The organism is Candidatus Endoriftia persephonae (assembly GCF_023733635.1).
Classification (GTDB): Bacteria; Pseudomonadota; Gammaproteobacteria; order Chromatiales; family Chromatiaceae; genus Endoriftia; species Endoriftia persephonae.
In genome coordinates this window covers 881,223-907,918 of sequence record NZ_CP090569.1, presented here as the reverse complement: position 1 = coordinate 907,918, position 26,696 = coordinate 881,223, and the positions used below count along the sequence as shown (strand labels likewise).

Here is a 26,696-nt window from a genome sequence, read left to right as displayed (position 1 = left end):
ACCCGGCACACTATCTCAGCAAGACCCGCTATCGAAGGATAGCTGCGTGGCTTACTCTGGTTGATGGCCGTAGTATTGGTCGCTCGGTTTTTCTCACATAGACAGAGAGGAGTGAGTCATGCAGATCTGGGTCGATGCCGATGCCTGCCCCAAAGTGATCAAAGAGATCCTGTTCCGCGCCGCAGAGCGCACCGGCACCAGCTTGACGCTGGTCGCCAACCAGCCAATGCAGACACCACCCTCGCGGCTGATTCGCTCGATCCAGGTCTCCGCCGGCTTCGACGTGGCCGATGACGAGATCGTCAGGCTGGTCAACAGTGGCGATCTGGTGATCACCGCCGATATCCCACTAGCTGCCGAGGTGATCGAAAAGGGAGGGTGCGCCCTCAGCCCCCGCGGGGAACGCTTCACCCCCGAGAACATCAGACCACGCCTCAACATGCGCGACTTCATGGACACCATGCGCGCCAGCGGCGTCAATACCGGCGGACCACCGCCCCTCAGCCAGAGCGATCGCCAGGCCTTCGCCAACCACCTCGACCGGCTACTGGCAGAAATGGCCAAGGGTTGAGTTCAGCCCAGCCGGGACTCGAACCAGGGAAGCAACTCATCAATGCCCGTAGCGGCTACTGGCGCCGCCTTCGGCAGTTGCCAGAGCCGCTCCAGAGTATCCCCGATTGCCCCCCGCAGCAGCGCTTGCGGTTCAATATCCAGCACCCTGCCGTGACGCCGCAGCCACTGCAACAGGTAGGGCTGCTCCGGCCAGTCGCCGCGCGACATGCAGAGCACCGGCAAACGGTTGATTACCGCCTCACTAATCATGCCGTAGCCTGGCTTAAGGATCACCGCATCACAACTGCCAAGCACCGAACCAAAACGCTGTTCAAGCGCCTCCCACACCAGCACATCGCGGCGACGGACCTGCCAGCTCTGCGGCACGATCCAGCGAATCCCCTCGCGTTCCGGCCAGTGCTGAAAATCAATCCGAGTGTCAAAGCCGCCCAGACTCACCAACACCAGCCGGGTCTGATCAGACAGGTCACATGCCTTGAAGAGTTGCCGTCGAACTGAGGCGTGTGGCACCACTAGCGGCCCCACGTCGACACCATTCTCAAGCCAGGGCATCGGCATCGACGGCGTGAAACGAAAGAAGATATCAGCCTGCTGATAGCTCTCCTCAATCTGCCCCCGGATCACCTGACCACCCGGCTTACGGCCGCAGAAGTGACCGTAGATATCCGCCCAGTTGAGAGAGCACCCAGCGGCACAGGGTAGCCCTTCCAGGCGTGCTGCACTGAGCACCGTATAAGGCGCATCGGCAAACACTAGATCGGGGCGCTGTCTGCGCAGCAGTGCACGCCAGCTCTGCAAGTGACTCTGCCAGTCGCGATGGTACTCACGATAGGCGTAATGCGCCGCGTCAACATCAACCTGCAGAGCAGAGTGCATCGGCATGCCAGGATCACAAGCGATGCGCAGCAGTTCGAAGTGGCCGGCAAACCGACGCCGCAGGAACGGCTCGGGAAGGTCGGTGGCAAGGGTCAGTCGCAGTCGGGGCAGCCGCTGCCGCAGTGCATTCACCAGCACCGAGGTCTGTGCCGCATGTCCAAAGCCATGACCGGAGATAGCCGCAAGCAGATGTACCATGCTGCTCAGCCTGGCAAAGCCGCTTGCGCTTCAGCCATCACCCGACACCATCCAACTCGACCTGCCATCTTGCCAGACTCCTCCCTTGTAACTTCTTAATATTCGATTAGATTTCTAGAAACAGGCCGCATCAAGACGGCAACAAAAAACATCACAAAGCGTTGCTTGGGGAGGCCCCATGGATATCTCACTCGATAGTGTACTCTTCTGGAGCGGACTGGGACTGCTGCTGGTCGGACTGTTTGTCTTTCTCACCGGCAAAAGCACGGCAGACGGAAAGAAAAAGAACAACAACCGCTTCGAGGCATTTGGCATCAAGGTCGATGTCAACAACCCTTCGCTGGTGCTGATCATCCTCGGCGGCGTGATGATGCTCGCCCCGATTATGATGCAGCAGGAGAGAGCGGAGACCACGCAGTACAGTCCCCCACCCCTGGAGCCTGTCAGCCAGACAGAACAGGCCCTTGCCGAGGCCCCACCGCCGCCGACCATAGCAGCCCCACCACAGCAAACCGCCCCCCAAGCCAGGCAGAAAACCACTGATAAGATCAGCCCCCCAGCCGAACCAAAACCCGCCAAACTGGAGAGCAACAAGCCGCTGATGAAGCAACAGCCAGCGCCATCTCGGCCCATCCAAACAACCACCAAGCCCGTCAAAAAAATAGCGACACCGCCCCCAGCCTCACCCTCGATCGCCAGCGCGAGCGCACAGAGAGCGAAATCCAGCGCCGCCAAACTGCCGGCGAGCACCCCACCCGCCATACCGGTTCCAGCGCCTGCACCCAAGATGATGCTGGTGCTGGTCCAGGCCGATGTCAGTTACGAGGCCGGCATCCGTGATGAGACGCCCAACAGCTACGCAAACAAGATCGCAGCGGAACTGGCGGCACGGGTCGAGCAGCAGATCGATGCCCCACTACGCATCAAGTCGATGGCACGTGATCAGCTGAGATCGCAGCTGCGCGGAGGTAAACAAGCCTACCGGCAACTCTGCCGCTCCCATCAGAGCGACCTGCTACTACTCGGAGATCTAGAGGTGCCGTTCGGCTGGTCCGACATCGAATCCGCCTACTGGCCCGACCTGACGCTGCATCTGGTCAACTGCGACAGCACGCGCAACCGCAAGCGCAAGCATGCCCATCTCAATCCCGCACATAACGACCGCTTCCCATTTCAGGTGGAGCTGAGCAGGTACACAAATGAGTTTCTGGCAGACAACCGCTCGATGCTAGAGCGCTGAGCCGGGAGAGGACGACCGAATCAGTCGTACTCGCGATCTTTCCAGTTGCGCAGCGCGGTGAAGATCGCCTCTTGGCTCGTCAAGGCGTGCCCCGCGTAGCGTCCGGCAGCGGTCCGCACCTGCGCCTGATCGCCGCGCAGGAAGGGGTTGGTGGCAAACTCCAGCTGTAGCGTCGAGGGCAGTGTCGGCAGACCTCGCTCTCGACGCGCCTGCTCATCGCTGATGCGCTGTTTTATCGCCTCATTCTGAGGTTCCACCCATTCGGCAAATCCCAGGTTGGCCAGGGTGTACTCATGAGCGCAGTAGATACGCGTTTCGGCGGGCAGCGCAGCGATCCGCAACAGGGAGTGGGCCAACTGCTCGTGGGTACCATCGAAGACCCGGCCGCAGCCGGCGGCAAACAGAGTATCGCCGCAAAATAGCGCCCCTTCACCCAGATAGGCGATATGGGTAGCGGTGTGGCCAGGCACATCCATCACCTCAAGCGTCACACCCAACCCGGGCAGTTCGAGCCGATCCGCCTCGCGCAGCGGGTGATCGAGGGCATTGATCGACGCCCCAGCCGGCCCATAAACCGGGATGCCGGGATAGGCCTGCAGCAGCTCTGGCACGCCACCGATGTGGTCGTAGTGATGGTGGGTGAGGAGGATCGCCCCCAGCTGCAGGCCATCGGCCTGCAGCCGCTCCAGCACCGGCGTCTCATCACCGGGATCAACCAGCGTGACCAGCGCCGAATCCTCTGAGCTGAGCATCCAGATGTAGTTATCATCAAAGGCGGGAATCGGTTCTATCTGCAGCATTGCGCGAGAGAATCCTGGAATCAGGCGGAGGTCTGATAGACGCTGGCGGGTAACTCTTTCAGCGCCCCGCTCACCGAATCGAGCACACCCCGCAGATCGAGGCCACACTCGGCCAGTTGCTGCTGTTGGGTGGCATGGTGGATAAATCGGTCGGGCAGCCCCAGGTTGAGCAGCCGCACACTATGGCCGATGTGCGCCAGATATTCGTTGACCGCGGAGCCGGCACCGCCCTGGACCTGGTTCTCCTCCAGCGTCACTAGCAATTCGTGGCGGCTGGCCAGATCCAGGACCAGTGCCTCGTCCAGGGGTTTGACGAAGCGCATGTCGGCGACTGTCGCATCGAGCTGCTCGGCCGCCGCCAGCGCGGTCTGCAGCAGACTACCAAAGCTGAGCAGCGCTACCCGGCAGCCCTCGCGGCGCAGCCGCCCCTGTCCCAGCTCGAGGGGCTTGGCCGGCTGCTCCACTTCCGCCCCGGTACCACCGCCACGCGGATAGCGCACCATTGCCGGCCCCGGATAGTCGTAGGCGGTCTGCAGCATGCGGCTGCACTCGTTCTCATCTGAGGGCGCCATGATCAGCATGTTGGGCAGCACCCGCGCATAGCTAAGATCAAAACTCCCCGCATGGGTCGCCCCGTCCGCGCCCACCTGGCCGGCCCGATCCACCGCCAGGGTGACATCCAGGTTCTGCAGCACGACATCGTGGATCAACTGATCGTAGGCGCGCTGTAGAAAACTAGAGTAGATCGCCACCACCGGCTTGGCCCCCTCGCAAGCCATGCCCGCCGCCAGAGTCAGGGCATGCTGCTCAGCGATGCCGACATCGAAATAGCGTTTCGGAAAGCGCCGTGCAAACTCCACCATACCGGAGCCCTCGCACATCGCCGGGGTGATCGCCAGCAGGCGCTCGTCCTTTTCCGCCGTGGCGCAGAGCCAATCGCCAAAGATCTGCGTATAGCTGGGGCCGCCACCACCCTTTGTCATCTCGCCAGTGGCCGGATTGAAGGGGGTCACGCCATGGTAGGCAATCGGGCTCTCCTCTGCCGGCTCATAACCGCGCCCCTTCTGGGTCACCACGTGCAGCAAGCAGGGCCCGCTCAGTTTGCTCATGTTGCGCAGGGTCGGCACCAAAGTATCCAGGTCGTGGCCATCGATCGGGCCGATGTAGTTGAAGCCCAGCTCCTCGAACATGGTGCCCGGCAGTACCATGCCCTTCATGTGCTCCTCCCAGCGTCCCATCAGTTCACTGACTTGGGAGGGCAAATGGCTCAGTAGTGATTTGCCACCCTCACGCATGCCGGTGTAGAGCGTGCCGGAGAGCAACCGCGAGAGGTGATTGCTGAACGCACCCACCGGTTTAGATATCGACATCTTGTTGTCGTTGAGCACCACCAACAGATCCTGATCCAGCACCCCGGCATGATTTAACGCCTCAAATGCCATGCCGGCACCGATCGAACCATCGCCGATCACCGCTACCACCTTGCGCGACTCACCCTTGCGCCGGGCTGCCACCGCCATCCCCAAAGCGGCGCTGATGGAGGTGCTGGAGTGGCCAGTGCCGAAGGTGTCATAGTCACTTTCGGAACGTTTTGGAAAGCCGGATGGCCCGCCCTGCTGGCGCAGTTTCGCCATCTGCTCACGTCGACCGGTGAGGATCTTGTGTGGATAGGCTTGGTGACCCACATCCCAGATCAGGCGATCCTGCGGGGTGTTGAAGACGTAGTGGAGGGCGATGGTCAACTCAACCACGCCGAGCCCGGCCGCCAGATGACCGCCGGTGCGGGAGACGCTTTCGATCAGGAAGCGGCGCAGTTCCAGGGCCAGCAGAGGCAACTGCTTGGGTTCGAGCCGTCGCAGATCCTGCGGCAGATCGACCTGTTCAAGCAGGCTGTAGCTCCCCTGCTCCGTATCGCTGTGATGATTGGACACGCCAACCCCGCTCCTGAATTGATGGTGTGATCCCGCCCGCCGACTGAGCCGAAACCAGGCAGATGGTAATGACCCAGTTTAACCCAGTGGAAAGAGATAAGCATTCACACCGGATCAGATCGGGCTCTCACTGATCTGTTTTGCCTGGGCGAGCACAAAATCGTGGAACGCCGTCGCCGCCGGCGAAAGCCGCTTGCCGCGCCGGTAAACCATGTACCACTGCCGCTGGATTGGAAAGCCCTCCACATCGAGCACCAGCAGACGACCGGTCTCGAGTTCCAATTCAATGGTGTGCCGCGACACGACCCCCAGCCCCATGCCAGCCCGCACCGCCTGTTTGATCGCCTCGTTACGGGTCATCTGCATGCCACCACGCAGCACCAGACCACGATCATTAAAAAAACGTTCCAGCGCCAGGCGGGTACCCGATCCCGCCTCACGCATCACGAAGGTCTGTTCAGCCAGCCGTTCAAGCGGGATCGGCTGCTGAGACTCCAGCGGATGGCTGGGTGGCGCAACCACCACCAGCGGGTTCTCCATAAACGGCTCAGACTCCAGATCAAGCGCCTCCGGCGGGCTTCCCATCAGTACAATATCGGTCTCGTTGGCCTCCAGCAGCTCCATCAGACACTTGCGATTAGTCACGTTGAGGCGCAGTTCGATGCCGGGATAGTGGCGGTGAAACGCCGCCAGCAGGCGTGGTGCAAAATAGTTGACGGTACTCGCCACCGCGATATCAAGATGGCCGGTCTCCGCCCCTTTCAGCGCATCCAGCACCTCCTCCATCTCCTCAAAAGTCTGAAAGATGGTGCGGGCATATTGGGAGACCTCGTGGCCCGCCTCGGTGAGCTGGATCTTTTTCCCCATCTGCTCAAACAGCGGCAGCCCCACCGACTCTTCCAACTGCTTGACCTGCATCGACACCGCCGGCTGGCTGAGGTGGAGGGAGCGAGCCGCCTGGGTATAGTTAAGGTGCTGCGCCACCGCCTGAAACACTTTTAGCTGACGCAAGGTTAGATGCATCATCGTCCTGCTCCTGTCTAGATAAACCGCCCTGCCACCAGCCAACAAGACAAGCAGGGATGGTCAGACCAAGCACTCCAGTCTAACCATAAGATTTACCTTATCATGCTGATCAAAACATTTTAGTTTATTTATATGTGCACCGAGGGTAAGGTCACACCCCAGTTCCCACCATGATGTGGAATCGATAGGCAGAGACCTCGCGGTTTCGCCGACAATCAACACAATCGACTCGATATGGAGTAGATCAACATGGCATTAGACCAAACCAATCGTTATTCAGACCTGAGTCTGAAAGAAGACGAGCTGATCGCAAGCGGTGACTACGTACTTTGCGCCTACCTGATGAAGCCAAAGTCCGGCTACGGTTACCTGGAAGCTGCTGCTCACTTTGCAGCTGAGTCCTCCACCGGCACCAACGTGGAAGTCTCTACCACTGATGACTTCACCAAGGGTGTTGACGCGCTGGTCTATGAGATCGATGAAGCCAAAGAGCTGATGAAGATCGCCTACCCCGTTGACTTATTCGATATCAACATCATCGACGGGCGTGCCATGCTGGCATCGTTCCTGACCCTGACCATCGGTAACAACCAGGGTATGGGCGATATCGAATACGCCAAGATGCTCGACTTCTACATGCCACCCAAATACCTGCGCCTGTACGACGGTCCTGCGGTCAACATCCAGGATATGTGGCGCATTCTGGGGCGTCCAATTGAGAATGGTGGTTACATCGCCGGCACCATCATCAAACCCAAACTGGGCCTGCGTCCCGAGCCCTTTGCTGAAGCGGCATACCAGTTCTGGCTGGGCGGTGACTTCATTAAGAACGACGAGCCCCAGGGTAACCAGCCCTTCTCCCCCATGAAGAAGACCATCCCGCTGGTGGCAGACGCCATGCGTCGCGCCCAGGATGAGACTGGCGAAGCCAAGCTCTTCTCCGCCAACATCACCGCTGATGATCCAGCCGAGATGATTGCCCGTGGTGAGTTCGTCCTCGAGACCTTCGGTTTTGAGGCCTCTCAGGTTGCCTTCCTGGTTGATGGTTACGTAGCCGGTCCTACCGCTGTTGCCACCGCCCGTCGCAACTTCCCCAACCAGTTCCTGCACTTCCATCGTGCCGGTCACGGTGCGGTCACCTCTCCCCAGAGCAAGCGTGGTTACACCGCTTTCGTACACATCAAGATGACCCGTCTGCTGGGTGCATCCGGTATGCACGTCGGCACCATGGGCTACGGCAAGATGGAAGGCGAAGCCAGCGACAAACTGATTGCCTACATGATCGAGCGTGACAGCGCCGATGGTCCTTTCTACCATCAGGAGTGGGCTGGCATGAAACCCACCACCCCGATCATCTCCGGCGGCATGAACGCCCTGCGTCTACCCGGCTTCTTCGAGAACCTGGGCCACGGCAACGTGATCAACACCGCAGGTGGTGGTGCTTACGGTCACATCGACAGCCCGGCGGCTGGTGCTGTCTCCCTGCGTCAGGCCTACGAGTGCTGGAAAGAGGGTGCAGACCCGGTCGAGTACGCGAAAGAGCACAAAGAGTTCGCTCGCGCCTTCGAGTCCTTTCCGCACGATGCGGACGCTATCTTCCCCGGATGGCGCGACAAGCTGGGCGTACACAAGTAATCGAACGGTTACTGTACATCCAGTGCAAAAAAGCCCCGCTTCGGCGGGGCTTTTTTTATCCCCTGACTTTACTCGCGCGCGCCCAGCCACACATCTGCTACCCTTTCTTCCCCAAACACAGGGCGGCCAAGCAGCACATTGAGCACAGACCACAAAAGCAACCAACGCATCCTCCGGGCGGGTGAACGCGCCGCTCACTATTTCACCGAGGGTTACTGCTGTTCCGAAGCGATCATGCTCGCCATGAGCGACGTTTATCCCAACGGCGCCAAGGCCGAGATTGCCGGCGTTGGCAGCGGATTGTGTGGTGGCATGGGCAACAAAAAGGCCACCTGCGGCGTCTTCACTGGCGGGGCGGCGGCACTCGGGCTAGTGGCGGGAAAAGCTCCGCAGAAAGGCGGCAACAAACAGATCCGGGAATTGGCCTCGCGCTACCACGAGACACTAGAACAGGAGGCCGGAGGGCAGATCTGCGAAGAGATCCTCAAGCAGATGGGCATACGTAACCTGAACAAACGCCTGTGCAGAAAACTGACCCGCCGCGGCAGCGAACTACTGGCCCAACTGATCGAACAGAGCGAGCTATCAACGCGCCCCAATTCAGGTAAATAAAAACCTGCCGGCAGACAATGCCCAAAAGAAATAATTTATAGCTGTGATAAAAAAGTCTTGCTAATTTAGTATTTGCTTATATACTACTCATCCATCGGATCACTGAGACCAACAACCTAAACAACAAGCTTTTTAACCTTACTTAACAGGTAATCAATCATGAAAAAATCATCGCTATCGCTGCTCTGATCGCTTCCACCCAGGCCAACGCTTTCTGGGGTTTCAACGACAACAACGGCATGTTCGACGGCATGGGTGACGGAGACATGGCCTTCAACATGAGCTTCTCCGGTAACACTCGCGGCAACGCCAACAACAGCTACCGTGGTTACGGCTACAACGCTCCCTACGGTTACGGCTACGCCCCCTACTACGCACCTGTCGCTCCGATGGCTCCGACTGCACAGCCTGAAGCTGTAAAATAAGATCGGGGCTCCTCCCTCCTGATCGAAAGGGCGCTCATTGCGAGCGCCCTTTTTTATTGCCTCCAGCCCATCACCAAGCTACACGCTTTTTCACGCCTGCTTCACTGAGTGAATCCGAACGTCTTGAGCACCAAGGGCCATTCAGTTCGATTTTTTAACGAACTTGGTCAGAATGACGATCTGCTGTCCATTCACACGCCCCTCAATCTGCTCCGGATTATCCGCCACCAGAGAGATACCACGCACAGCCGTGCCGCGTTTGGCGGTAAAGTTCGCCCCTTTTACGTTCAGATCCTTGGTCAGGGTTACCGTGTCACCCGCCTCCAGCAGCGCACCGTTGCTATCGAGATGTCTGACGCCAGACTCGTCGCTCTCACCTTCGCCCGTCGCCTGCCCCCAGGCCAGGGTCTCCTCATCCAGATAGAGCATATCGAGCAGCTCCTGGGGCCAGCCCTCGCCACTCAGGCGGGTCAGCATCCGCCAGGCCATCACCTGCACTGCCGGCACCTGGCTCCACATGCTGTCATTCAGACAACGCCAGTGATGCACATCGACCCTATCCGGGTTTTCGATCTGCTCACGACAACTGTTGCAGATCAGCACACACTCATCGACACCACCAGTTGAGGTAGGCGGCACGGCATAGACCCCCAGCCCCTCCGTTGCGCCACACAATTCACATTTCGATTCGCTACGCGCGTGTAATGCCTTCTCTGTACTCATCTATTTCGACCGTTCAAAAGGAAAAACCCATTATGCCAAAAGGGCGCGGAGCTGGCTGGAATGACCTGGAATGGCTGTCAGGGAACAATGCGGTTCAGTCTTCGCCAAGCGTCTGGTCGATCAGTTCGATCCAATGCTGCACCGGCTGTTCAGAGGCAGAGCCGAGATGGAGCTGACACCCCACGTTGGCGGTGACGACCCGCTCGGGATCGTCGCCGCAGAGTGCCGCCAGCTTGTTATCACGCAGGCGTCTGCTCATCTCCGGCTGGAGGATCGAATAGGTGCCTGCCGAGCCGCAGCAGAGGTGGCTATCCTTTGTGGTCGCCAGATCGACACCAAGACGGGTCAGAATCCCCTCCACCACGCCAGATAGCTGCTGGGCGTGCTGCAGAGTACAGGGGCAATGCACTGCCACCTTACCTGGATCGACCTGCAGCTTGAGTAGTGTGAGATCCTCAGCCTGCACCACCTCGCTCAGATCCTTTGCCAGCGCAGCAACCCGTACTGCCCGCTCCGCATAGTGCGGATCGTTGACCAGCAGCTCACCATACTCCTTGATCATCGCACCGCAGCCAGAGGCGGAGATGACGATCGCCTCGGCGCCTGCCTCGATCTGCGGCCACCAGGCGTCAACATTGCTGCGCACCTGGTCAAGGCTATCCCGGTGGGCACCCAGATGGTAGTCGACCGCGCCGCAGCAACCCGCCGCTGGCGCCACAACCAGCGAGATGCCGAGCCGGTCGAGCACCCGGGCGGCGGCGGCATTGGTATTTGGTGTCGTCACCGACTGGACGCACCCCTCCAGCAACAGCATGCGGCGCGGATGGCGTAGCGCAGGACGAAGTCCGGCTGACTGTTTGACTGGCACCTGCCGCTGCAGCCCGACGGGCAGTAGCGGACGCAGCCACTGGGCGGGGCGCAGCAGAGCGGCAAACCGTTTCGGATAGGGCAATACTCTACGCAACCCCCAGCGCTTCAGGCGATCAATCACACCACGTCCGACCCGCTTTTCGGTGATCTCCCTGCCGATCTCCAGCAGCCGTCCATAGCGCACCCCGGAGGGACAGGTGGTTTCACAGGCGCGACAGGTGAGGCAGCGGTCGAGGTGAAGCAGGGTGCATTCACTGACCGGCTCCCCCTCCAGCAGCTGTTTGATCAGATAGATACGCCCGCGCGGGCTATCCAGCTCATCCCCCAGTAGTTGATAGGTGGGACAGGTGGCGGTGCAGAAACCGCAGTGGACGCAGGCACGCAGGATCTGCTCTGCCTCCTGGCCCTCAGGGGTTGCCAAAAAGGTGCTAAGAAGAGAGGTCTGCATCAGAGTTCCCGGTAGAGCCGGCCTGGGTTGAAGATGCCTTGAGGATCGAAACCCCGCTTCAGATGACGCTGGAGTTGCATCACCGCCGGAGGCAGCGGATGGAATACCTCGCCACTGCGATCACCACCACGGAACAGACTGGCGTGGCCTCCAGCCTGACTCGCCATCTGCCGAATCGATACGGCATCCGCATCAGCGCGCAGCCAGCGCTGCGCCCCACCCCAGTCGATCAGCTGCTTGCCGGGCAACGCCTGAGGCGGTGCAGCAGACGACAGGGAGAGGCGCCACAGCGGCAGCGTCGACTGGAAGAAGCCGTAACGCTGCTCGCGCATCTGGGTCCAAAAATCGACGCCCTCAAGCCGCTCCCCACCAAGCCGATCAGCGCCAGCACGCACCACCGCCGATGCGCCGGAGAGACGCAGATAGAGCTGCAATCCATCATGGCAGGCGGCGCTGATCGGCAGCGGCTGAGCCGCCCACTGGTTCATCAATCGGATCGCCTGCTGCGGTGTCTGCTCCTGCACCAGGGTGATCTCCTGTTCCGGACGCGGCAGCACCTTGAGGCTGACATCGAGGATCAGTCCGAGAGTGCCCATGGCACCGCACATCAGCCTCGAGATGTCGTAACCAGCAACATTTTTCATTACCTCGCCACCAAAACGCAGCCGCTCACCCCGGCCGTTGATGATGCGAGTACCGAGAACAAAATCGCGGGCCGCCCCGGCGAAGGGACGACGCGGCCCGGAGAGACCACAGGCGATGGTGCCGCCGAGGGTGGCGGTCTCGCCAAAACGGGGCGGCTCGAAGCCGAGCATCTGCTCCTGCTCCGCCAGCGCCGCCTCGAGCTCGACCAGCGGAGTGCCGGCGCGGGCGGTAACCACCAACTCCTTCGGCTCATAGTTGATGATACCGCTGTGGCCACTGATCTCCAGCGGGGTACCGCTCGGCTCACGACCATAGAAGCGCTTGCTGCCACCGCCGCGCAGCTCCAGCGGGGTGCCGTTCGCAATCGCCTCGCACACCGCCTGCACCAACGTTTGAGTCAGATCGCTCATCTCACCCCCCCCCGCCGGCTCGGGGCAGTCAGGGTGTCGCTGCCGAGGCTCTTGTATTCGGAGCAGTGGCGTGGCTGGGGGATCGCCTTGCCGGGATTGAGCAGCCCATCAGGGTCGAAAGCACGCTTCACGGCGCGGAACTGCTCCAGCTCCGCCGGGCTGAACTGCACGCACATCTGATGCAGTTTCTCGTGACCCACCCCGTGCTCGCCAGTGATGGTGCCGCCGACCCGCACGCTCAGTTCGAGGATCTCAGCCCCCAGATCCTCTGCCCGTTTGAGCTCGCCAGGCTGGTTGGCATCGAATAGGATCAACGGGTGCAGATTACCGTCGCCGGCGTGGAAGACGTTGGCCACCGCTAAGCCGTAGTGTTCGGAGAGGCGGCTGATGCCAGTCAGCACCTCCGCCAGGCGTTTGCGCGGCACAGTGCCGTCCATGCAGTAGTAGTCGGGAGAGAGTCGTCCCACCGCCGGGAAGGCCGACTTGCGCCCCTTCCAGAAGAGCTGCCGTTCCGCCTCATCACGGGCAGTACGCACCTCGGTTGCCCCGACCTGCAGCAACAGATCGTGGACCAGTTTGAGGTGCACCGAGACCTCTTCGTTGATCCCATCCAGCTCGCAGAGCAGGATCGCCGCTGCATCTTTTGGATAACCGGCATGGGCAAACGCCTCGGCGGCACGAATCGCCAGGCCATCCATCATCTCCAAGCCGGCCGGGATGATGCCGGCGGCGATGATCTCCCCCACCGCATCGGCGGCCAGGGCCAGATCGTCGAAGGCGGCTAGCAGCACCTGGGCCCGCTCGGGGGCCGGCAGCAACTTCACCACCACCTCCACGACGATGCCAAGCATCCCCTCGGAACCGTTCAGCAGCGCCAACAGATCGTATCCGGGAGTGTCAAGCGCACCACTGCCAAGAGTGATCAGCTCGCCCTCGGCGGTGACCAGCTTCAGCTCCAGGATATTGTGTACGGTAAGACCGTACTTCAGGCAGTGGACCCCACCGGAATTCTCCGCCACATTGCCGCCGATGGTACAGGCGATCTGCGATGAGGGATCGGGGGCGTAGTAGAGGCCGTGCGGGGCAACCGCCTGGGAGATCGCCAGGTTCCGCACCCCCGGCTCGACCCGTGCGGTACGTGCCAGCGGGTCGATCTCGAGGATTCGGTTGAACTTCGCCAACCCCAGCAGCACCCCGTCAGCCAGCGGCAATGCCCCACCGGAGAGCCCGGTGGCAGCCCCCCGCGCCACCACAGGCACCCGCTGTTGGTGACACAATCGCACCACCTGTTGCAGCTGCTCCAGCGTCTCCGGCAGCACCACCAGCAACGGCATCTGCCGGTAAGTGGGCAAGCCGTCGCACTCATAGGGATGCAGCGCCTCAGGCTCATGGATTAGCGCCTCGGCGGGCAGCAACGTCTTCAGTGCAGCCAGCAACTGCGCCTTTTTTTGTTCTCTCTGTTCAGCACTCATCGCACATTGCTGTCACTCTTCCTGGGGACTCGTATTAGGTCGGACTGCACCCGACATTAGCCTTGGTTTCAATCAATGACACCAAGCGGCCACGGACCGTCCTAAAGCCCAACCTATAATAAATGAGTGATAAGGATACCGTTTTGCCCTTACAGAGCGGGAGCACAACACCCCAACAGTTCTCAGGGTCTTATCCCTCCCTGCCACTTCGGGCGCCTCCCCCCATCGGCACAGCTATAACCTTTTATTTAACCTATGATCACAAAAAATTAGTTCAGCTTATGGTTGTGATTGGCTATGCTGCCAACCATCCGACAGCGAACAGAGACCGCACTGGAGTCATCATGAGCGCCAATACCGATCAGTATCTCATTACCGAAGAACCCTACTACCAGCCCCAGGGGGACGAGGTCGCCCTCTATCAGGCGGCCTACGAGGAACGCCTGCCAGTGATGGTGAAAGGCCCCACCGGCTGCGGCAAGTCCCGCTTTATCGAGCACATGGCCTGGAAGTTGGGCAGGCCGCTGATCACTGTCGCCTGTAACGAGGACATGACCGCCTCCGACCTGGTCGGCCGCTATCTGCTCGACGCCGACGGCACCCGCTGGCTCGACGGCCCGCTCACCGTGGCCGCCCGCATCGGCGCCATCTGCTATCTGGATGAGGTGGTTGAGGCGCGCCAGGACACCACCGTGGTGATCCATCCCCTCACCGACCACCGCCGCACCTTGCCGCTCGACAAGAAGGGCGAGGTAGTCACCGCCCACCCCGACTTTCAGCTGGTGATCTCCTACAATCCCGGCTATCAGTCGCTGATGAAAGACCTCAAGCAGTCCACCAAGCAGCGCTTCTCCGCCCTCGACTTCGACTACGCCCCGGCCTCGCTGGAAGTCGGCATAGTGACCAAGGAGACCGGCATCGATGAAGCGACCGCAGGCAAGCTGGTGAAGATCGGTGAGACCGCCCGCAACCTGAAGGGCCACGGCCTCGATGAGGGCATCTCCACCCGTCTGCTGGTCTACGCCGCCCAGCTGATCAAGCGCGGCATCGAGCCGATCGCCGCCTGCCGCATGACCCTGGTGCGCCCGATCACCGACGACGCCGACATCATCGCCACCCTGGACCATGCTATCGACGCGGTCTTCGGCTGATTTTCTATTCAAGAAACGAATAAAAATATAGCCACGCATTAATGCACATCACCGCAAAAAGAACGCGAATAGACCATTTATTTTCCCGTTTGCGAAAATTTGCGGTAATTAGCGTCTATTCGCGGCTTAATCAAGCCCAGATGGTGGGGTAATGAACGCATGAGCATCAGCGAAGTCGAACTTAAAGATTACCGCGATCAACTCGGCTGCGGCTTCGAGCAGCTGGACCCGGTCTTCGGCGACTGCATGGAGGAGGCCCAAGCCCTGCTGAGCCCGGAAGGGGTCGATGCCTACCTGGAAGGCGCTTCGATGGCCTGTAAGATCGGCCGCGGCGTGGAACCGGTGATCGTATTCTTGGAGGAGATGCCCCAGGTCGCCGCCAGGGTTGGCGAGGCGGTCCTGCCGCTGATCTCCCAGACCGTCTGGAAGATATCTCGCACTCCCAACGGCAAGTCGATCCTGCCATTTCTGCAGGTGTTGCCAGAGGCGAGCCGCCGCCTCGGCAGCCGGGAACTGCTGACCAGTTTCATCGAACTGCTGCTCGACACAATGGACCGCACCACCGGTTCGATCCACGGCTTCCACACCACCATCCCCAGCCCTTCGCTGCCCGACCTGCTGAAAAAGATCCCCTATCTGCTCAGCCAGCTCTCCTTCGAGGGGCTCCACAACTGGATCGACTACGGGGTACGCAACTACACCAGCCATCCGCAGCGCCAGATCGACTACTTCAGCCTGCAGTCCGCCGACAGCCGTGCCATTCTGCAGCGGGAGCGTCACGGCACCCTGTTCTACGACAACGAACGCAAGCTCGACTACTACATGAAGGCGCTGTGGGAGCGCAAGGCCCAGCTCGTCCCCTACTCCGAGGGCTTCGACGAACTGCGCAAGCCGATGCCCTACTACGACCCGCTGGGCATTCGCGTCCCCGACGTCTATGACGACCTCAACGGCGTCAGTGGCATCAACCGCTATCGAGCCCTGCTCGCCCACGTCGCCGCCCACCAGACTTGGACCCGCCAGGTGGTGGCCGACAACTACAGTCCGTTCCAGCGCGTCGCCATCGAGATGTTTGAAGACTCGCGGGTGGAGTATCTGGCGATGCGGCGCTACCCCGGACTGCGCCGATTCTGGCAAGCGCTGCATCCGAAACCGATCGAGGACGACTGCGAGCCGGAGAAGGAGTCCTGCATCCGCCACCGTCTGGCAATGTTCTCCTACGCCCTACTCGACCCCGACCACGGCTATCAGAACCCCGACCTGCTAGAGTTCGTGCAGCGCTTCCACGAGATCATGGCCCAAGGTGAATCGAGCACCAAGGAGATCGCCGGCCTGGCCATCTCCTACATCGCCCGCACCCGTCGCCAGGCCGATCTCGCCGCCAACGTCTACTTCACCGACACCGAGGTCAGCTACCGCGACGACAACCGCCACATGTGGATCTTCATCGAAGAGGGCGATGAGGAGGAGATGTTCGACGCCGAGTCGAAGCGCAAGCAGTCGGAGGAAGAACTGGAAGGTCTACCGCCCCGCCACTACCCGGAGTGGGACTACAAGGCCAAGACCTACAACCCCGATTACGTCAGCCTCTACGAGAGCCTGCACCCCGGTGGCGCTGCCACCGAGATCGACGCCCTGCTGGAGAAACACAAAAGCCTGGCCAAGCAGCTGAAGCGCCTGCTCGACCTGCTCAAGCCCCAGCAGTACGTGCGCATCCGCTACCAGGAGGAGGGCTCAGAACTCGACCTCGACGTGGCGATCCGCTCCCTGATCGACTTCAAAGGCGGCGCCCAGCCCGACACCCGCATCAACATGAGCCACCGCCACGACGGTCGCGACCTAGCGGTGATGCTGTTGATCGATCTCTCCGAATCGGTGGACCAGATCCCCGCCGGCTGCGACCAGTCGATCCTGGCGCTGAGCAAGGAGGCAGTGACCCTGCTCGGCTGGGCCATCGAACAGCTCGGCGACGCCTTCGCCATTGCCGGCTTCTCCTCCAACACCCGCCACGAGGTGCGCTACCAGCACATCAAGGGCTACGGTGAAAAGTGGGACGAGCAGGTCAAGGGCCGCTTGGCCGCCATGCAGGCGGGCTGGTCGACCCGCATGGGTGCAGCGATCCGCCACGCCAGCCACTATCTGGCGGCGCGCAAGGCCGACAAAAAACTGATGCTGGTGCTCACCGACGGCGAGCCTTCCGACATCGATGTGCAGGACGACCGCCAGCTCATCGAGGATACCCGCAAAGCGGTACAGGAAGCAGACCGGGAGGGGATCTACACCTACTGCATCAACCTCGACCCCAAGGCCGATGAGTATGTAAAAGACATCTTTGGCAACCAGTACACCGTCATCGACCACGTCGACCGGCTGCCCGAACAACTGCCCAAGCTATTCATGGCGCTGACCAAATAGATTCTGCGTAGCCACTCCCGACGGAACATTCGCCGGATCGCCTTTGTCCACCCTCCCCCATAGCAGTACCGCCAGCGGCGCTGCTACAAACGGAGTGCTGATTTCATACGGCAATCGCCCCGGAGTGTGTATAATCGGCGGCTTTCCATTTCAGAAGTCGACCTTCAGGTCAAGCTGTCGCATGCAACACGAAACAGACGATCTACGCATCATTGCGATCAAGGAGCTGAGCACACCGGCTCAGGTCCACGAAGAGCTGCCGATCACCGAAACCGCCGCCGAGACCGCCTTTGCGGCGCGCCAGGCGATTCATAAAATCCTGCACGATGAAGACGACCGCCTGCTGGTGGTGGTCGGCCCCTGTTCGGTGCACGATCCGGCCGCGGCGGTGGATTACGCCCGGCGCCTGCAGCCGCTGCGCGAAGAGCTGAAGGATGATCTAGAGATCGTGATGCGGGTCTACTTCGAAAAGCCCCGCACCACCGTGGGCTGGAAGGGACTGATCAACGATCCGACCCTGGACGATCGTTTCGAGATCAACACCGGGCTGCGCCTGGCGCGCAAGCTGCTGCTGGAGATCAACGAGATGGGGATCCCGGCGGGTACCGAGTACCTCGATCTGATCAGCCCGCAATATCTTGCCGACCTGATCAGCTGGGGCGCGATCGGCGCGCGCACTACCGAGAGCCAGGCCCACCGCGAACTCGCCTCCGGCCTCTCCTGCCCGGTCGGTTTCAAGAATGCCACCAACGGCAGTATGAAGGTGGCGCTGGATGCGATCCGCTCCTCGTCACGACCGCACCACTTCCTGTCAGTCACCAAAGACGGGCGCTCCGCAATTTTCTCCACCAAGGGCAACGAAGACTGTCACGTGATCCTGCGCGGTGGCAGCCGTCCCAACTACGACTCGGAGAGCATCAATATCGCCTCCGACGAGATGGAGGCGGCTGGCCTGAAGCCACGCATGATGGTCGACTTCAGCCATGCCAACAGCCGCAAACAGCATGAGCGTCAACTGTTGGTAGGACGCGACGTGGCGAGCCAGATCAGCCGTGGCGACAGCCGTATCATGGGTGCAATGATCGAGAGTTTCCTGGTCGGCGGCCGGCAGGAGCGGGACAGCACCCGCGAGCTGACCTATGGTCAAAGCATTACCGACGCCTGCATCAGCTGGGACGAGAGTGAACCGTTGCTGCGGGAACTCGCCGCAGCGGTGCAACAGCGGAGGCAAGTCGTGAAGAGGGTCTGAGAAAAGCGGCTGGAGTCGAGGGACAATAGGCCTATAATCAGAACAGACCCCTTCCGTTGCGATCAGCACGCAAGACTGGCTGACTCCAAGCGTAACAACCTCGGCCAAGCTCCGTGTTACAGGGAAGGTATTAACCATAGGATCCCTTAAGAATGCCTGACCAAGCGATCGAGATGTTGATCGTATCGAATGCGATGTCTGAAGCGGAGAGCTACCTCTCCGCCCTGCGCAATGCAGGTATGGCCGTTCATCTGACACGTATCGATCAGGATACCAAGGCCTTCCGCAAGACCATCGACTCCGACACACCCTTCGACCTGCTACTGCTGACCACCGGGGGCAGCAGTCCCGATATCGACGTTGCCATCGGCATGATCAAAGAGGCATCGCGCGAACTTCCGCTGATCGTCCTGCAAGATGTAGAGTCCTCTGAGCCAAAGGCCACCCTGCTAGCCCAGGGCGCACGGGACGTGGTGAACCGTAAGGATACCGAGCACCTGACACTGGTGGTGCAGCGGGAGTTCGACAGCCTCACAATAGGTCGCCAACTGCAGACGCTTCGGCAACAGTTGAAGGAGACCGAGGCGCGCTGTGAAACCCTGACAGCCAATTCACGCGACGCCATCGCCTACATCTATGAAGGCATGCACGTCAAAGCCAACTCTGCTTACCTGGAGATGTTCGGCCAGCTCGGAGAGGAAGAGATCGAGGGCATGCCGATTCTCGACATGATCGCCCCCGCCAACATCAAGAAGTTCAAAAAGCTGCTGCGCCAGCTCTCCAGCGACGCCCGCCTCTCAACCAAGCTGGAGTTCAACTGCTTACACGGCGACGGCACCACATTCAATGCCCTGCTCGAGTTTTCACCGGCCAGCATCGATGGCGAACCCTGCACCCAGCTACTGATCCGCGACCAAACCAACAGCAAAGAGCTGGAAGAGAAGCTGCGCCTGCTTACCACCCAGGATCTGCAGACCGGGCTGAGCAACCGCCAACACTTCATGGACCTGCTCGAAGAGACCGCACGCCACTTCGCACAGGAAGAGGCCGCGCAGACCCTGCTCTACATCACCCTCGACAATTACCAGGATATCCGCAGCAAGGTCGGCATCGCCTCCTGTGACCAGATCCTCGGCGAGGCCGCCGAGATTCTCCGAGAGAACATCAACCAGGGCGACTTACTCGCCCGCTTTGGCGACCACACCTTCACCCTGCTAACCCAGGAAACCGATCCGCAAAAGATAGAGGCCCTCTCGCGGCAGATCTGCCAAGCGATCAAGGCCCACAAGTTTCAAGGCAGTGAGCACTACTCAGGCCCCACCAGCAGCATCGGCATCGCCTACGCCTCCCCGGAGATCAGCGGCGGGCACGATTTCCTCAATGTCGCCTACCACGCCTGTGAACAGGCCCGGTTGAATGGCGGCAACCAGTTCTACTCGGTCGAAACCCCGGCGGAAGATGATCTGGATGATGACCTGAACGGTAACGAGGCAGACCTCAGTCACCTGATCGAATATGCCCTGAGCAACGATCAGTTCCGCCTGGTCTATCAGCCCATCGTCAGCCTACAGGGCGACACCCGCGAGAACTATGCGGTACTGATCCGCCTGCTGGACCAGAATGGCGAGGAGATCCAGCCCAACTACTTCCTGAAACAGGCTGAGGAGATGGGCAAACTGCCGGAGGTGGATCGTTGGGTGATACGCAATGCAATTGCAGAGCTGGCACGACAGCGTCGCCAGGGGCACAAGATCAACTTTTTCATCAACATCTCCGGCGTCACCCTCGCTGACGACACCCTGTTGCTGTGGATCTGCGACTGTCTGCGTGAATTCGAGGCGAAAGGCCCTTGGGTGGTGTTTCAGATTAAAGACGAGGAGGCCCGCGCCCATCTCGCCCAGGTGCAGAAACTGAGTGAGGGGTTGCAGAAGATCAAGTGCCAACTCTCCATTGACCACTTTGGTCTGGCGCCAAAACCGGAGATGCTACTGCGCAACCTGCCCGTCAACTATATCCAGTTCGATCCGATGTTTGTTCATAACATCGCCAGCGACCAGAAAAAACAGGATTCGCTCAACGAGGTCAACAAGCTTGGCCAGCAGTTTGATATCAAGACCGTAGCCACCGGAGTGGAGGATGCCAACAGCCTGGCGGTGCTCTGGTCGATCGGTGTCAACTACATCCGCGGCTACTTCCTGCAGGAACCTGATCAGTCAATCAACTACGACTTCTCCTCCCACTAAGGAGCCTCTGAATAAATCTTAGCCGTACAGATTGCTGATGAAAATGCGCTGATTGGAGGCGCAAATCGCACGTAAAGCTACCACTCCCTGCTCACGCACCTCTCCTACATCCCTGTAGAGGGTCGTCAGCTATTGCGAAGGTTTACAACGAAAAAGCAGCGTATTTTGGCAGCACGATGTAGGTCCATGACTTATTCAGAGGTTCCCTAACAAAAAACCCCGCGATCCTTTCGGAAGCGGGGCTCTTCTGCGCATTACAGACAACCATTCACCAGGGCATGAAGGAGTTCCAGAAGGTCATGGGCCGGGCGGCATCGTTGATGCTGTAGTTCATCGAGCGCATGTCACGCTGCATGTTGTAGGTGCTCGATGTCATTGACTTCATCGACTCATCCATCGAGTCCATGCTGGTCAGTATCGGCTCCAGGGTGCGGACGTCCTCAGCCATCGAGTCGATACTCACCGTCATAGTGCGTACATTGGCCGATAATTGTCCGACACTGTCACTCATCGACTGCACATTGCTGGCAATGATACTCATGTTGGAATCGACACTGAGCGCCAGAAAATGCACATCCTTGGCCAGACTGAAGATCAGATAGAAGCCGTAGGCGGCCAGCAGAATGAAGGCGAACAGTGATGGATAGACGATCAGCTCCCAGCGGCGAGCGCTGGTCTCAAAGGCCATCGAGAGACGATCCATCGAGTAGCGGGGATCCGGTCCGGCGACCACCTCACTGCCCGCCTGCTGCTGCGGACTGGTCGCTGTATCCTGCTTAGCTTCTGATTCAGCCATACAACTCTTCTATCGACACATTAAGGGACCAATAGTCTAGCATAACTGCCAAGCGCCTCGACAACCCTCGTCTGAAATCTGCCAACCAAGCGATGCTTAGCAGGATTTCCCCAGCAGGATAAGTTGCCATTGGCGAGCCTCAGTATCCCAGCTCGATCAGCGAATTCAACGGTGCTGGACGACCAACTGCATAGCCCTGGGCAAAATCAACCTGTAGATTCTGCAACGCGATCATTAGCGCTTCGCTCTCCACATATTCCGCAATCACCTTCTTGCCCATCATCTGCGCAATCTCGGTGATCCCCTTGACCATCGCCCGGCTCGACTCATCATCCAGCAGATCCTTCACAAACACCCCGTCGATCTTGACATAGTCGACCTTCAGCTCTTTCAGATAGGAGAAAGAGGAGTAACCCGAGCCAAAGTCATCCAGCAGGAACTTGCAGCCTGTCTGTTTAATTTCATCGATGACCCGATTGGCCGCTTCGATGTCTTTCACCAGCGCCGTCTCGGTGATCTCGAACCCGATTCGGTCAAGCGGGCATGAAGCCGCCATCAGGCGATCTTTGACAAACCCCATGAAGTTGGCATCGGAGAGTGATTGTCCAGACAGATTGACGCTGAACAGCCCCACCCTGTCGACTCTTTCGGCATACTTCTCGTACCAATCGAAGAAGCTGTTGACCACCCAGCGGTCCACCGAGCGGATCCGGTTGAACTCCTCGGCCGCCTTGATGAAACTCACCGGGTTCTGTGGATCACCGTTCTCGTCTTTGATCCTGAGCAGGATTTCGTAGTGGTCCTGCTCCCCTTCGGCGAGAAACAACGGACTAATCAACTGACAGTAGAGCTGCAGGCGATCGCCCTCCAGTGCCTCCTCGATCAGCGGCACCGAACGGGTCAGCTCCCGGTGGCGTTCAATTTTGCGCCTCGATGCCTGGTAGACTCGCGAGCAGTTCTGGCCCTCGCTCTTGGCCAGCGAGCAAGCGTAACCCGCCTCTGCCATCAGCTCTTCAGGGGAACCACTAGTATCGTCGATGACGACGATGCCGAGGCTGGCGGTGATATTGATTGAATGCCCATTCCAGCTGAACTTGAAGTTTTCGATCGCCCGCCGCTGGGTCTCGGCCACCTGAAAGCCCTTTTCCACGGTACTCTGTGGCAGCAGGATAGTGAATTCGTTATCGCCAGTGCGCGCCAACTGTGCATCCCCCGACAGATAGGTACGGAAGATCCCCGACACCTTCTGCAGCAGATGATCCCCGCCCTCGATACCGCACACCTCATTGGCGATACGAAACTTGTCCAAATCAAGCAGAATCAAGCTGTGGTGGCTGCCCTCATCCCGGGCCAGCTGTAGCAGGGATTTCAGTTCACGCATCAGGGCGCGTCGATTCATCAGGCCGGTCAGGCGGTCCTGATCGCTCTCTTGGCGCAGCTGTTCGAAGCTCTTCTCCAGGGCGCTGCGCACCGCCCGCTCCACCAGCGGTAACTCCTTGTCTTCAAGCAGCGCATAGAGCCCCTCTTGCAGCCCCTGCCCAAGCCTGACCGCATTGGTCTCCAGCGATTTGACACCGCTGCCGTCAACAAACACCAACCACTCACCATCGGAGCTCTTCCAGGCCAGGTTCATCAGGCGCGCCTGCCCCTTCTGCCGATGCTCGGTCAGCCAGTCATCCAACTCCATCTGGTAGACCTGATTGAGCCAGAGATCATGCTCACCCTGCCTATCAGACCTTGCCATCTGGTCTCGGCTCTCCGGCAGCAGTGAATCGAGATAGATCTCATCCATCTGCTCACTACTCTGCGAGAGCTGCTGCTGCACCGCCGTGTCACCGTTCAGCGCATGTTCAATCTGCTGGATTAGTTCCGCCGCCTTCTCCTGGAATACCGGATATATACTGAACCCCTTGTGCAGCACCAGAACGATATCCTCCGCCACGGCCGGTTCAATCGCTGGCAACTCCTTGCCATCGACAAACAGCTTTGACAACACATCGAGCATACGCAGATAGACCCGCCAGGCATTACTATCCTCCCCCTGGGTCGTCAGGGTCTGCACCAGAAGCTCTGCCCAGCCGTTGATCAACAGACGGTCGAGCAGATTTGAGATCGACTGGTTGCCGAACTTCCCTTCCAGCAGCCGCCGCACACTCCTTTGCGCCTCCAGCTGCGCCGCATCCTCACGGCAGCTGCGCACCGCCAGATCACGATTACCTTCAAATGCCTGCCGTCGCTCATCGAGCAACGACTGGATGCGCTGGTGCAACTGCGGGGTCTCGAGGATATCCCCCTTCAGGGCGGCCTCACCGATCTCTCTAAATTGTGCATCGATCTTCTCCGCCCCCGGTCGCCCCTGGGCCAGCATCCCACTATAGAGGGAGAGCTCGCCAATCACATCGAGCAACCGGCGTGACGGATGCGCAGGATCATCAATCACCTGCGGATTTTCCAGTGCCTGTTTCAGGAACGGCAGCCGCAGCCGGTGGACCAGATCGAGCATCGCAGGGCCGATGACCCGATCCTCCTCGATCGAAGCAAACAGTTTTTCTGTTGCCTCCACCCTACCCAGCACCTCGGGTTCGATCACTACCTCCGGCCCCCAACCCTGGGCGACATGGTTGCGGATCTGCTCACCCAGGCTCAGATAGTGGCTGTAGGGAATCCGATCGAGCAGCTGCATGACCTCTTGCTGCCCCACCCGCGGCGCATCCTGCGCCGGTCTTGCACCAGCGATTGTCTGCTTCTGACGCCCCACCATGGAGGAGAGTCGACCAAACAGGGTGCGCCTTTGCCGCTTTCCGACCGATGCCTGTTTGCGGACCTCGCCAGGTGGGGGGGAATCACTCTCCGGGTTGCAGCTCTGTGTTTCGATGCCGGTCGCCTTGATCAGCCCGATCCACTCAGCAAACAGCCCCGAAAACTCATCGATCAGGGCGAAGCGGATCGCCTCATAGACGATCCGTTTGGCCATCAACCCAACCCCCAGCTGTTCGAGCTGGGTTTTCATCGTCCAGAGCACAAAATAGGGTGACAGGGGGTTGGTCTCCGGGTTGATCCGCTGGCGCAGCAGGCAGGCCAGGCCACGCTCCAGCTGGACTCCTTCGGCAGCCAGGTCCACATCCGCCATGCGCGACACTCGCACCACCTCGATCCACTCGTCGAAGTCATCCCGCGCCACCAACGCCATCTCATCCGACTGCTCTGCCGGAGAGTGGACGACAGCGCTATCCGGCACCGATTTCAGCGTCTCAAAGGCCCTCTCCAACTGCTTGAGAAACCCCTGGCTGAGCGACTCGTGATGCCCTTGGATGGCATGCAGCGCATCCAGCAACTCCCGTTCCGCCTCACTGTCGGCGACTGCCTCGCTGGCGCTCTGCAGGTCGCGCTCAACCCGTGTGAGAAAAGCGGGAAACTTGTTACTAAAGTAGTCTCGGGTGAGAGACGCACCACGCTGCAGGGTGCGAATCAGCTTGTGCGCAGGCAGACTGGGGATATCTGGAGAGCCACCAGTCTGCCCAGTTGGCGTCTCCCGTTGCTTTTTGGTCGAGGTGAGGTAGCTGAGCAACTCCGGCTCATCCATCAAAAACGAGACGCCAAAACCGGAGCGCGACAGGAAGGCCACCTTGGCGCCAACCGAAAAGGGATGAAAACCGTTGCTGCTGGTATCGATCTTGATCTGGATGCGATCGAGGCTCTCTGCCGATTTGTGAGCGCAACAGCCCTCCCGCCAGAGGCCCTTACCCTTGCACTGGATATAGAGCCCACCCTGGGAGTAATTCAGAATAGTGCAATCAAACTGCTGGCCACCGGAAAAGCTGACAATCGCCGGATGAACCAGATCGACTCGTGGGTACTGCCTACGTTCCATCGCTCCCCCTTATACACCGCATCAGCAAGATGCTCACTCTCAATTTATAGAGGAAACGGTAATAGAAAGGGAAGCTATAAAACGGATTCTCTTGGGTTTTTTCGCCAGAAACTGCGTTGGCTCAGAAAAAAGCCAGTTGCCTCACACCTCATCCAGGCAGCAACGACCACGGATAACGAACAGGAATCCCATGGTGCGATGTCTCGGTTTGAGGCACCGCACCCTGGGAACAGTTCGACCATCAGCTCACAAGCGCCGTAAAACTCTAACCAGCAACTGACCATCTACAGGATTGAGCTGATGTGAGGTGGGCTGGGTGATCTGCTCTGCTCTACCCGCCAGGGCCGCCACGCTGTTCATATCCTGACTGAAAGCGGGCACCAGCTCGTCGCCCAAACCGACCGGCCCCGGACGGATGATCGAGATGTAAGCCATCTCGGGATGTGGCTGGACGTTCAACCAGTACAGCAGACTGCCTGGCCGCGCCGGGGCCAGATCGATCAGCACGCCCCGGGAGTCTCGCACCAGGTCGTAGATATCGCCAACCATGAACGACTTCATCCAGCTCAGTGGAAACGGATCATCGGTCTCATCCAACGCCTGTACCGCCCGCATCGTACCCAGATGAGGCGCAGCGATGGTGATCAGCGCCTTCGCTTGAGGCGCCCGGCCCAGCACTAGCGCCAGGCGCGCCACCACCCCGCCGGCGGAGTGGCCGATCAGGACCATAGGCTCACCAGGGTATCTCGCCGCCAGCAGCGCCAGCTCCCGCGCCAACAGCTCTGCCTGCAGCGCCAGCGGCGCCAGGGAGGGCAGATCCACTGCATATTGCAGATCACCCTTTGCCGGCCCGACAGCACCATAGATCCCTTCAGGCCTGACAACTCCACCCGGTTGCCAGCCATGCTGCGCCAGCACCGCGCTCACACCGCTGCGCTGCCAGGAGGCGGCACTGCCCAGATAGCCGTGCACCAACACCAGTAAATCCGCGTTGACCGGAATGCTCTGCAGCCCCAGCAACATCAGGGTAAAGATCTGAATCAGTCGTCTCATTGTCTTTCTCCTTCGATCAGTAACAGCTGAGCCG

20 protein-coding genes are annotated in these 26,696 nt (G+C 59.8%); 9 read left to right on the top strand and 11 right to left on the bottom strand.

Annotated elements, in window-relative coordinates:
- The first annotated feature begins 118 nt into the window (after window positions 1-118).
- Window positions 119-571: a YaiI/YqxD family protein gene (locus tag L0Y14_RS04110; RefSeq protein ID WP_005959993.1), complete on the top strand. Its 453-nt coding sequence runs from the start codon at window positions 119-121 to the stop codon at window positions 569-571.
- A 2-nt stretch (window positions 572-573) separates the two neighbouring features.
- Here the strand turns inward: L0Y14_RS04110 and L0Y14_RS04105 are convergent, their stop codons facing one another.
- Complete coding sequence (locus L0Y14_RS04105; protein WP_005959994.1) at window positions 574-1,647, bottom strand: hypothetical protein; 1,074 nt, start codon at window positions 1,645-1,647, stop codon at window positions 574-576.
- A gap of 178 nt (window positions 1,648-1,825) precedes the next feature.
- Here L0Y14_RS04105 and L0Y14_RS04100 point away from each other — a divergent pair, with 178 nt between their 5' ends.
- Window positions 1,826-2,887 carry a hypothetical protein gene (locus L0Y14_RS04100; RefSeq protein ID WP_006474577.1) on the top strand — a complete coding sequence of 354 codons (1,062 nt, stop codon included), beginning with the start codon at window positions 1,826-1,828 and terminating at the stop codon, window positions 2,885-2,887.
- 20 nt (window positions 2,888-2,907) lie between these two features.
- Here the strand turns inward: L0Y14_RS04100 and gloB are convergent, their stop codons facing one another.
- From gloB to L0Y14_RS04085, 3 genes are all read right to left on the bottom strand, one after another.
- On the bottom strand, window positions 2,908-3,687 hold the full coding sequence (gene gloB, locus L0Y14_RS04095) for a hydroxyacylglutathione hydrolase (RefSeq protein WP_006474578.1): 780 nt from the start codon (window positions 3,685-3,687) through the stop codon (window positions 2,908-2,910).
- A 20-nt stretch (window positions 3,688-3,707) separates the two neighbouring features.
- Complete coding sequence (gene dxs / locus L0Y14_RS04090) at window positions 3,708-5,618, bottom strand: 1-deoxy-D-xylulose-5-phosphate synthase (protein ID WP_006474579.1); 1,911 nt, start codon at window positions 5,616-5,618, stop codon at window positions 3,708-3,710.
- 114 nt (window positions 5,619-5,732) lie between these two features.
- Window positions 5,733-6,641, bottom strand: coding sequence for a LysR family transcriptional regulator (locus tag L0Y14_RS04085; protein ID WP_039959748.1), 909 nt, complete (start codon window positions 6,639-6,641; stop codon window positions 5,733-5,735).
- Window positions 6,642-6,893: 252 nt separating this feature from the next.
- On the opposite strand from L0Y14_RS04085, the gene L0Y14_RS04080 reads away from it, so the two are divergent.
- The 3 genes from L0Y14_RS04080 (at window position 6,894) to L0Y14_RS04070 (ending at window position 9,316) form a co-directional block, all read left to right on the top strand.
- Window positions 6,894-8,279 carry a ribulose-bisphosphate carboxylase gene (locus L0Y14_RS04080; RefSeq protein ID WP_005960001.1) on the top strand — a complete coding sequence of 462 codons (1,386 nt, stop codon included), beginning with the start codon at window positions 6,894-6,896 and terminating at the stop codon, window positions 8,277-8,279.
- A gap of 138 nt (window positions 8,280-8,417) precedes the next feature.
- Window positions 8,418-8,891: a C-GCAxxG-C-C family protein gene (locus tag L0Y14_RS04075; protein WP_005960002.1), complete on the top strand. Its 474-nt coding sequence runs from the start codon at window positions 8,418-8,420 to the stop codon at window positions 8,889-8,891.
- Window positions 8,892-9,130: 239 nt separating this feature from the next.
- Window positions 9,131-9,316 carry a sulfur globule family protein gene (locus L0Y14_RS04070; RefSeq protein ID WP_006474583.1) on the top strand — a complete coding sequence of 62 codons (186 nt, stop codon included), beginning with the start codon at window positions 9,131-9,133 and terminating at the stop codon, window positions 9,314-9,316.
- A 141-nt stretch (window positions 9,317-9,457) separates the two neighbouring features.
- Here L0Y14_RS04070 and L0Y14_RS04065 read toward each other — a convergent pair whose 3' ends face one another.
- The 4 genes from L0Y14_RS04065 to L0Y14_RS04050 all read right to left on the bottom strand — a co-directional run bounded on the left by L0Y14_RS04065 (window position 9,458) and on the right by L0Y14_RS04050 (window position 13,884).
- The gene (locus L0Y14_RS04065; protein ID WP_005960006.1) at window positions 9,458-10,039 is read right to left on the bottom strand and encodes a PhnA domain-containing protein; all 582 of its coding nucleotides are present in this window, start codon (window positions 10,037-10,039) and stop codon (window positions 9,458-9,460) included.
- Window positions 10,040-10,133: 94 nt separating this feature from the next.
- Window positions 10,134-11,357 carry a glycolate oxidase subunit GlcF gene (glcF, locus tag L0Y14_RS04060; RefSeq protein ID WP_005960008.1) on the bottom strand — a complete coding sequence of 408 codons (1,224 nt, stop codon included), beginning with the start codon at window positions 11,355-11,357 and terminating at the stop codon, window positions 10,134-10,136.
- A complete protein-coding gene (gene glcE, locus L0Y14_RS04055; RefSeq protein ID WP_005960009.1) occupies window positions 11,357-12,412 on the bottom strand; it encodes a glycolate oxidase subunit GlcE in 1,056 nt (351 codons plus the stop codon). Before glcE ends, glcF begins: the two co-directional genes overlap by 1 nt.
- Window positions 12,409-13,884 (bottom strand): FAD-linked oxidase C-terminal domain-containing protein, encoded by a 1,476-nt coding sequence (locus L0Y14_RS04050; RefSeq protein ID WP_251859258.1) that lies wholly within the window; start codon window positions 13,882-13,884, stop codon window positions 12,409-12,411. Before L0Y14_RS04050 ends, glcE begins: the two co-directional genes overlap by 4 nt.
- A 344-nt stretch (window positions 13,885-14,228) precedes the next feature.
- Here L0Y14_RS04050 and L0Y14_RS04045 point away from each other — a divergent pair, with 344 nt between their 5' ends.
- The 4 genes from L0Y14_RS04045 to L0Y14_RS04030 all read left to right on the top strand — a co-directional run bounded on the left by L0Y14_RS04045 (window position 14,229) and on the right by L0Y14_RS04030 (window position 20,942).
- Window positions 14,229-15,035: a CbbQ/NirQ/NorQ/GpvN family protein gene (locus tag L0Y14_RS04045; protein ID WP_005960013.1), complete on the top strand. Its 807-nt coding sequence runs from the start codon at window positions 14,229-14,231 to the stop codon at window positions 15,033-15,035.
- Between the two features lie 159 nt (window positions 15,036-15,194).
- The gene (locus L0Y14_RS04040) at window positions 15,195-17,450 is read left to right on the top strand and encodes a nitric oxide reductase activation protein NorD (RefSeq protein WP_005960015.1); all 2,256 of its coding nucleotides are present in this window, start codon (window positions 15,195-15,197) and stop codon (window positions 17,448-17,450) included.
- Window positions 17,451-17,631: 181 nt separating this feature from the next.
- Window positions 17,632-18,699, top strand: a complete 1,068-nt coding sequence (gene aroG / locus L0Y14_RS04035; RefSeq protein ID WP_005960017.1) for a 3-deoxy-7-phosphoheptulonate synthase AroG — start codon at window positions 17,632-17,634, stop codon at window positions 18,697-18,699.
- A gap of 152 nt (window positions 18,700-18,851) precedes the next feature.
- Window positions 18,852-20,942, top strand: a complete 2,091-nt coding sequence (locus L0Y14_RS04030; RefSeq protein WP_005960018.1) for an EAL domain-containing protein — start codon at window positions 18,852-18,854, stop codon at window positions 20,940-20,942.
- 268 nt (window positions 20,943-21,210) lie between these two features.
- Here the strand turns inward: L0Y14_RS04030 and L0Y14_RS04025 are convergent, their stop codons facing one another.
- From L0Y14_RS04025 to L0Y14_RS04015, 3 genes are all read right to left on the bottom strand, one after another.
- Window positions 21,211-21,738 carry a hypothetical protein gene (locus L0Y14_RS04025; protein WP_006474585.1) on the bottom strand — a complete coding sequence of 176 codons (528 nt, stop codon included), beginning with the start codon at window positions 21,736-21,738 and terminating at the stop codon, window positions 21,211-21,213.
- A gap of 139 nt (window positions 21,739-21,877) precedes the next feature.
- Window positions 21,878-25,609, bottom strand: coding sequence for a DUF1631 family protein (locus L0Y14_RS04020; RefSeq protein ID WP_251859257.1), 3,732 nt, complete (start codon window positions 25,607-25,609; stop codon window positions 21,878-21,880).
- Between the two features lie 246 nt (window positions 25,610-25,855).
- Complete coding sequence (locus L0Y14_RS04015; protein WP_006474589.1) at window positions 25,856-26,662, bottom strand: esterase/lipase family protein; 807 nt, start codon at window positions 26,660-26,662, stop codon at window positions 25,856-25,858.
- Window positions 26,663-26,696 lie beyond the last annotated feature (34 nt).

Excerpts from the sequence above, each read along its gene's own strand:
- aroG (WP_005960017.1), top strand. The coding sequence starts at position 17,632 with ATGCAACACGAAACAGACGATCTACGCATCATTGCGATCAAGGAGCTG.
- L0Y14_RS04025 (WP_006474585.1), bottom strand. The coding sequence starts at position 21,738 with ATGGCTGAATCAGAAGCTAAGCAGGATACAGCGACCAGTCCGCAGCAG.
- glcE (WP_005960009.1), bottom strand. The coding sequence starts at position 12,412 with ATGAGCGATCTGACTCAAACGTTGGTGCAGGCGGTGTGCGAGGCGATT.
- gloB (WP_006474578.1), bottom strand. The coding sequence starts at position 3,687 with ATGCTGCAGATAGAACCGATTCCCGCCTTTGATGATAACTACATCTGG.
- L0Y14_RS04020 (WP_251859257.1), bottom strand. The coding sequence starts at position 25,609 with ATGGAACGTAGGCAGTACCCACGAGTCGATCTGGTTCATCCGGCGATT.
- L0Y14_RS04065 (WP_005960006.1), bottom strand. The coding sequence starts at position 10,039 with ATGAGTACAGAGAAGGCATTACACGCGCGTAGCGAATCGAAATGTGAA.
- L0Y14_RS04105 (WP_005959994.1), bottom strand. The coding sequence starts at position 1,647 with ATGGTACATCTGCTTGCGGCTATCTCCGGTCATGGCTTTGGACATGCG.
- L0Y14_RS04110 (WP_005959993.1), top strand. The coding sequence starts at position 119 with ATGCAGATCTGGGTCGATGCCGATGCCTGCCCCAAAGTGATCAAAGAG.
- L0Y14_RS04040 (WP_005960015.1), top strand. The coding sequence starts at position 15,195 with ATGAGCATCAGCGAAGTCGAACTTAAAGATTACCGCGATCAACTCGGC.
- L0Y14_RS04045 (WP_005960013.1), top strand. The coding sequence starts at position 14,229 with ATGAGCGCCAATACCGATCAGTATCTCATTACCGAAGAACCCTACTAC.
- L0Y14_RS04085 (WP_039959748.1), bottom strand. The coding sequence starts at position 6,641 with ATGCATCTAACCTTGCGTCAGCTAAAAGTGTTTCAGGCGGTGGCGCAG.
- L0Y14_RS04050 (WP_251859258.1), bottom strand. The coding sequence starts at position 13,884 with ATGAGTGCTGAACAGAGAGAACAAAAAAAGGCGCAGTTGCTGGCTGCA.
- L0Y14_RS04070 (WP_006474583.1), top strand. The coding sequence starts at position 9,131 with ATGTTCGACGGCATGGGTGACGGAGACATGGCCTTCAACATGAGCTTC.
- glcF (WP_005960008.1), bottom strand. The coding sequence starts at position 11,357 with ATGCAGACCTCTCTTCTTAGCACCTTTTTGGCAACCCCTGAGGGCCAG.
- L0Y14_RS04080 (WP_005960001.1), top strand. The coding sequence starts at position 6,894 with ATGGCATTAGACCAAACCAATCGTTATTCAGACCTGAGTCTGAAAGAA.
- L0Y14_RS04030 (WP_005960018.1), top strand. The coding sequence starts at position 18,852 with ATGCCTGACCAAGCGATCGAGATGTTGATCGTATCGAATGCGATGTCT.
- L0Y14_RS04015 (WP_006474589.1), bottom strand. The coding sequence starts at position 26,662 with ATGAGACGACTGATTCAGATCTTTACCCTGATGTTGCTGGGGCTGCAG.
- L0Y14_RS04100 (WP_006474577.1), top strand. The coding sequence starts at position 1,826 with ATGGATATCTCACTCGATAGTGTACTCTTCTGGAGCGGACTGGGACTG.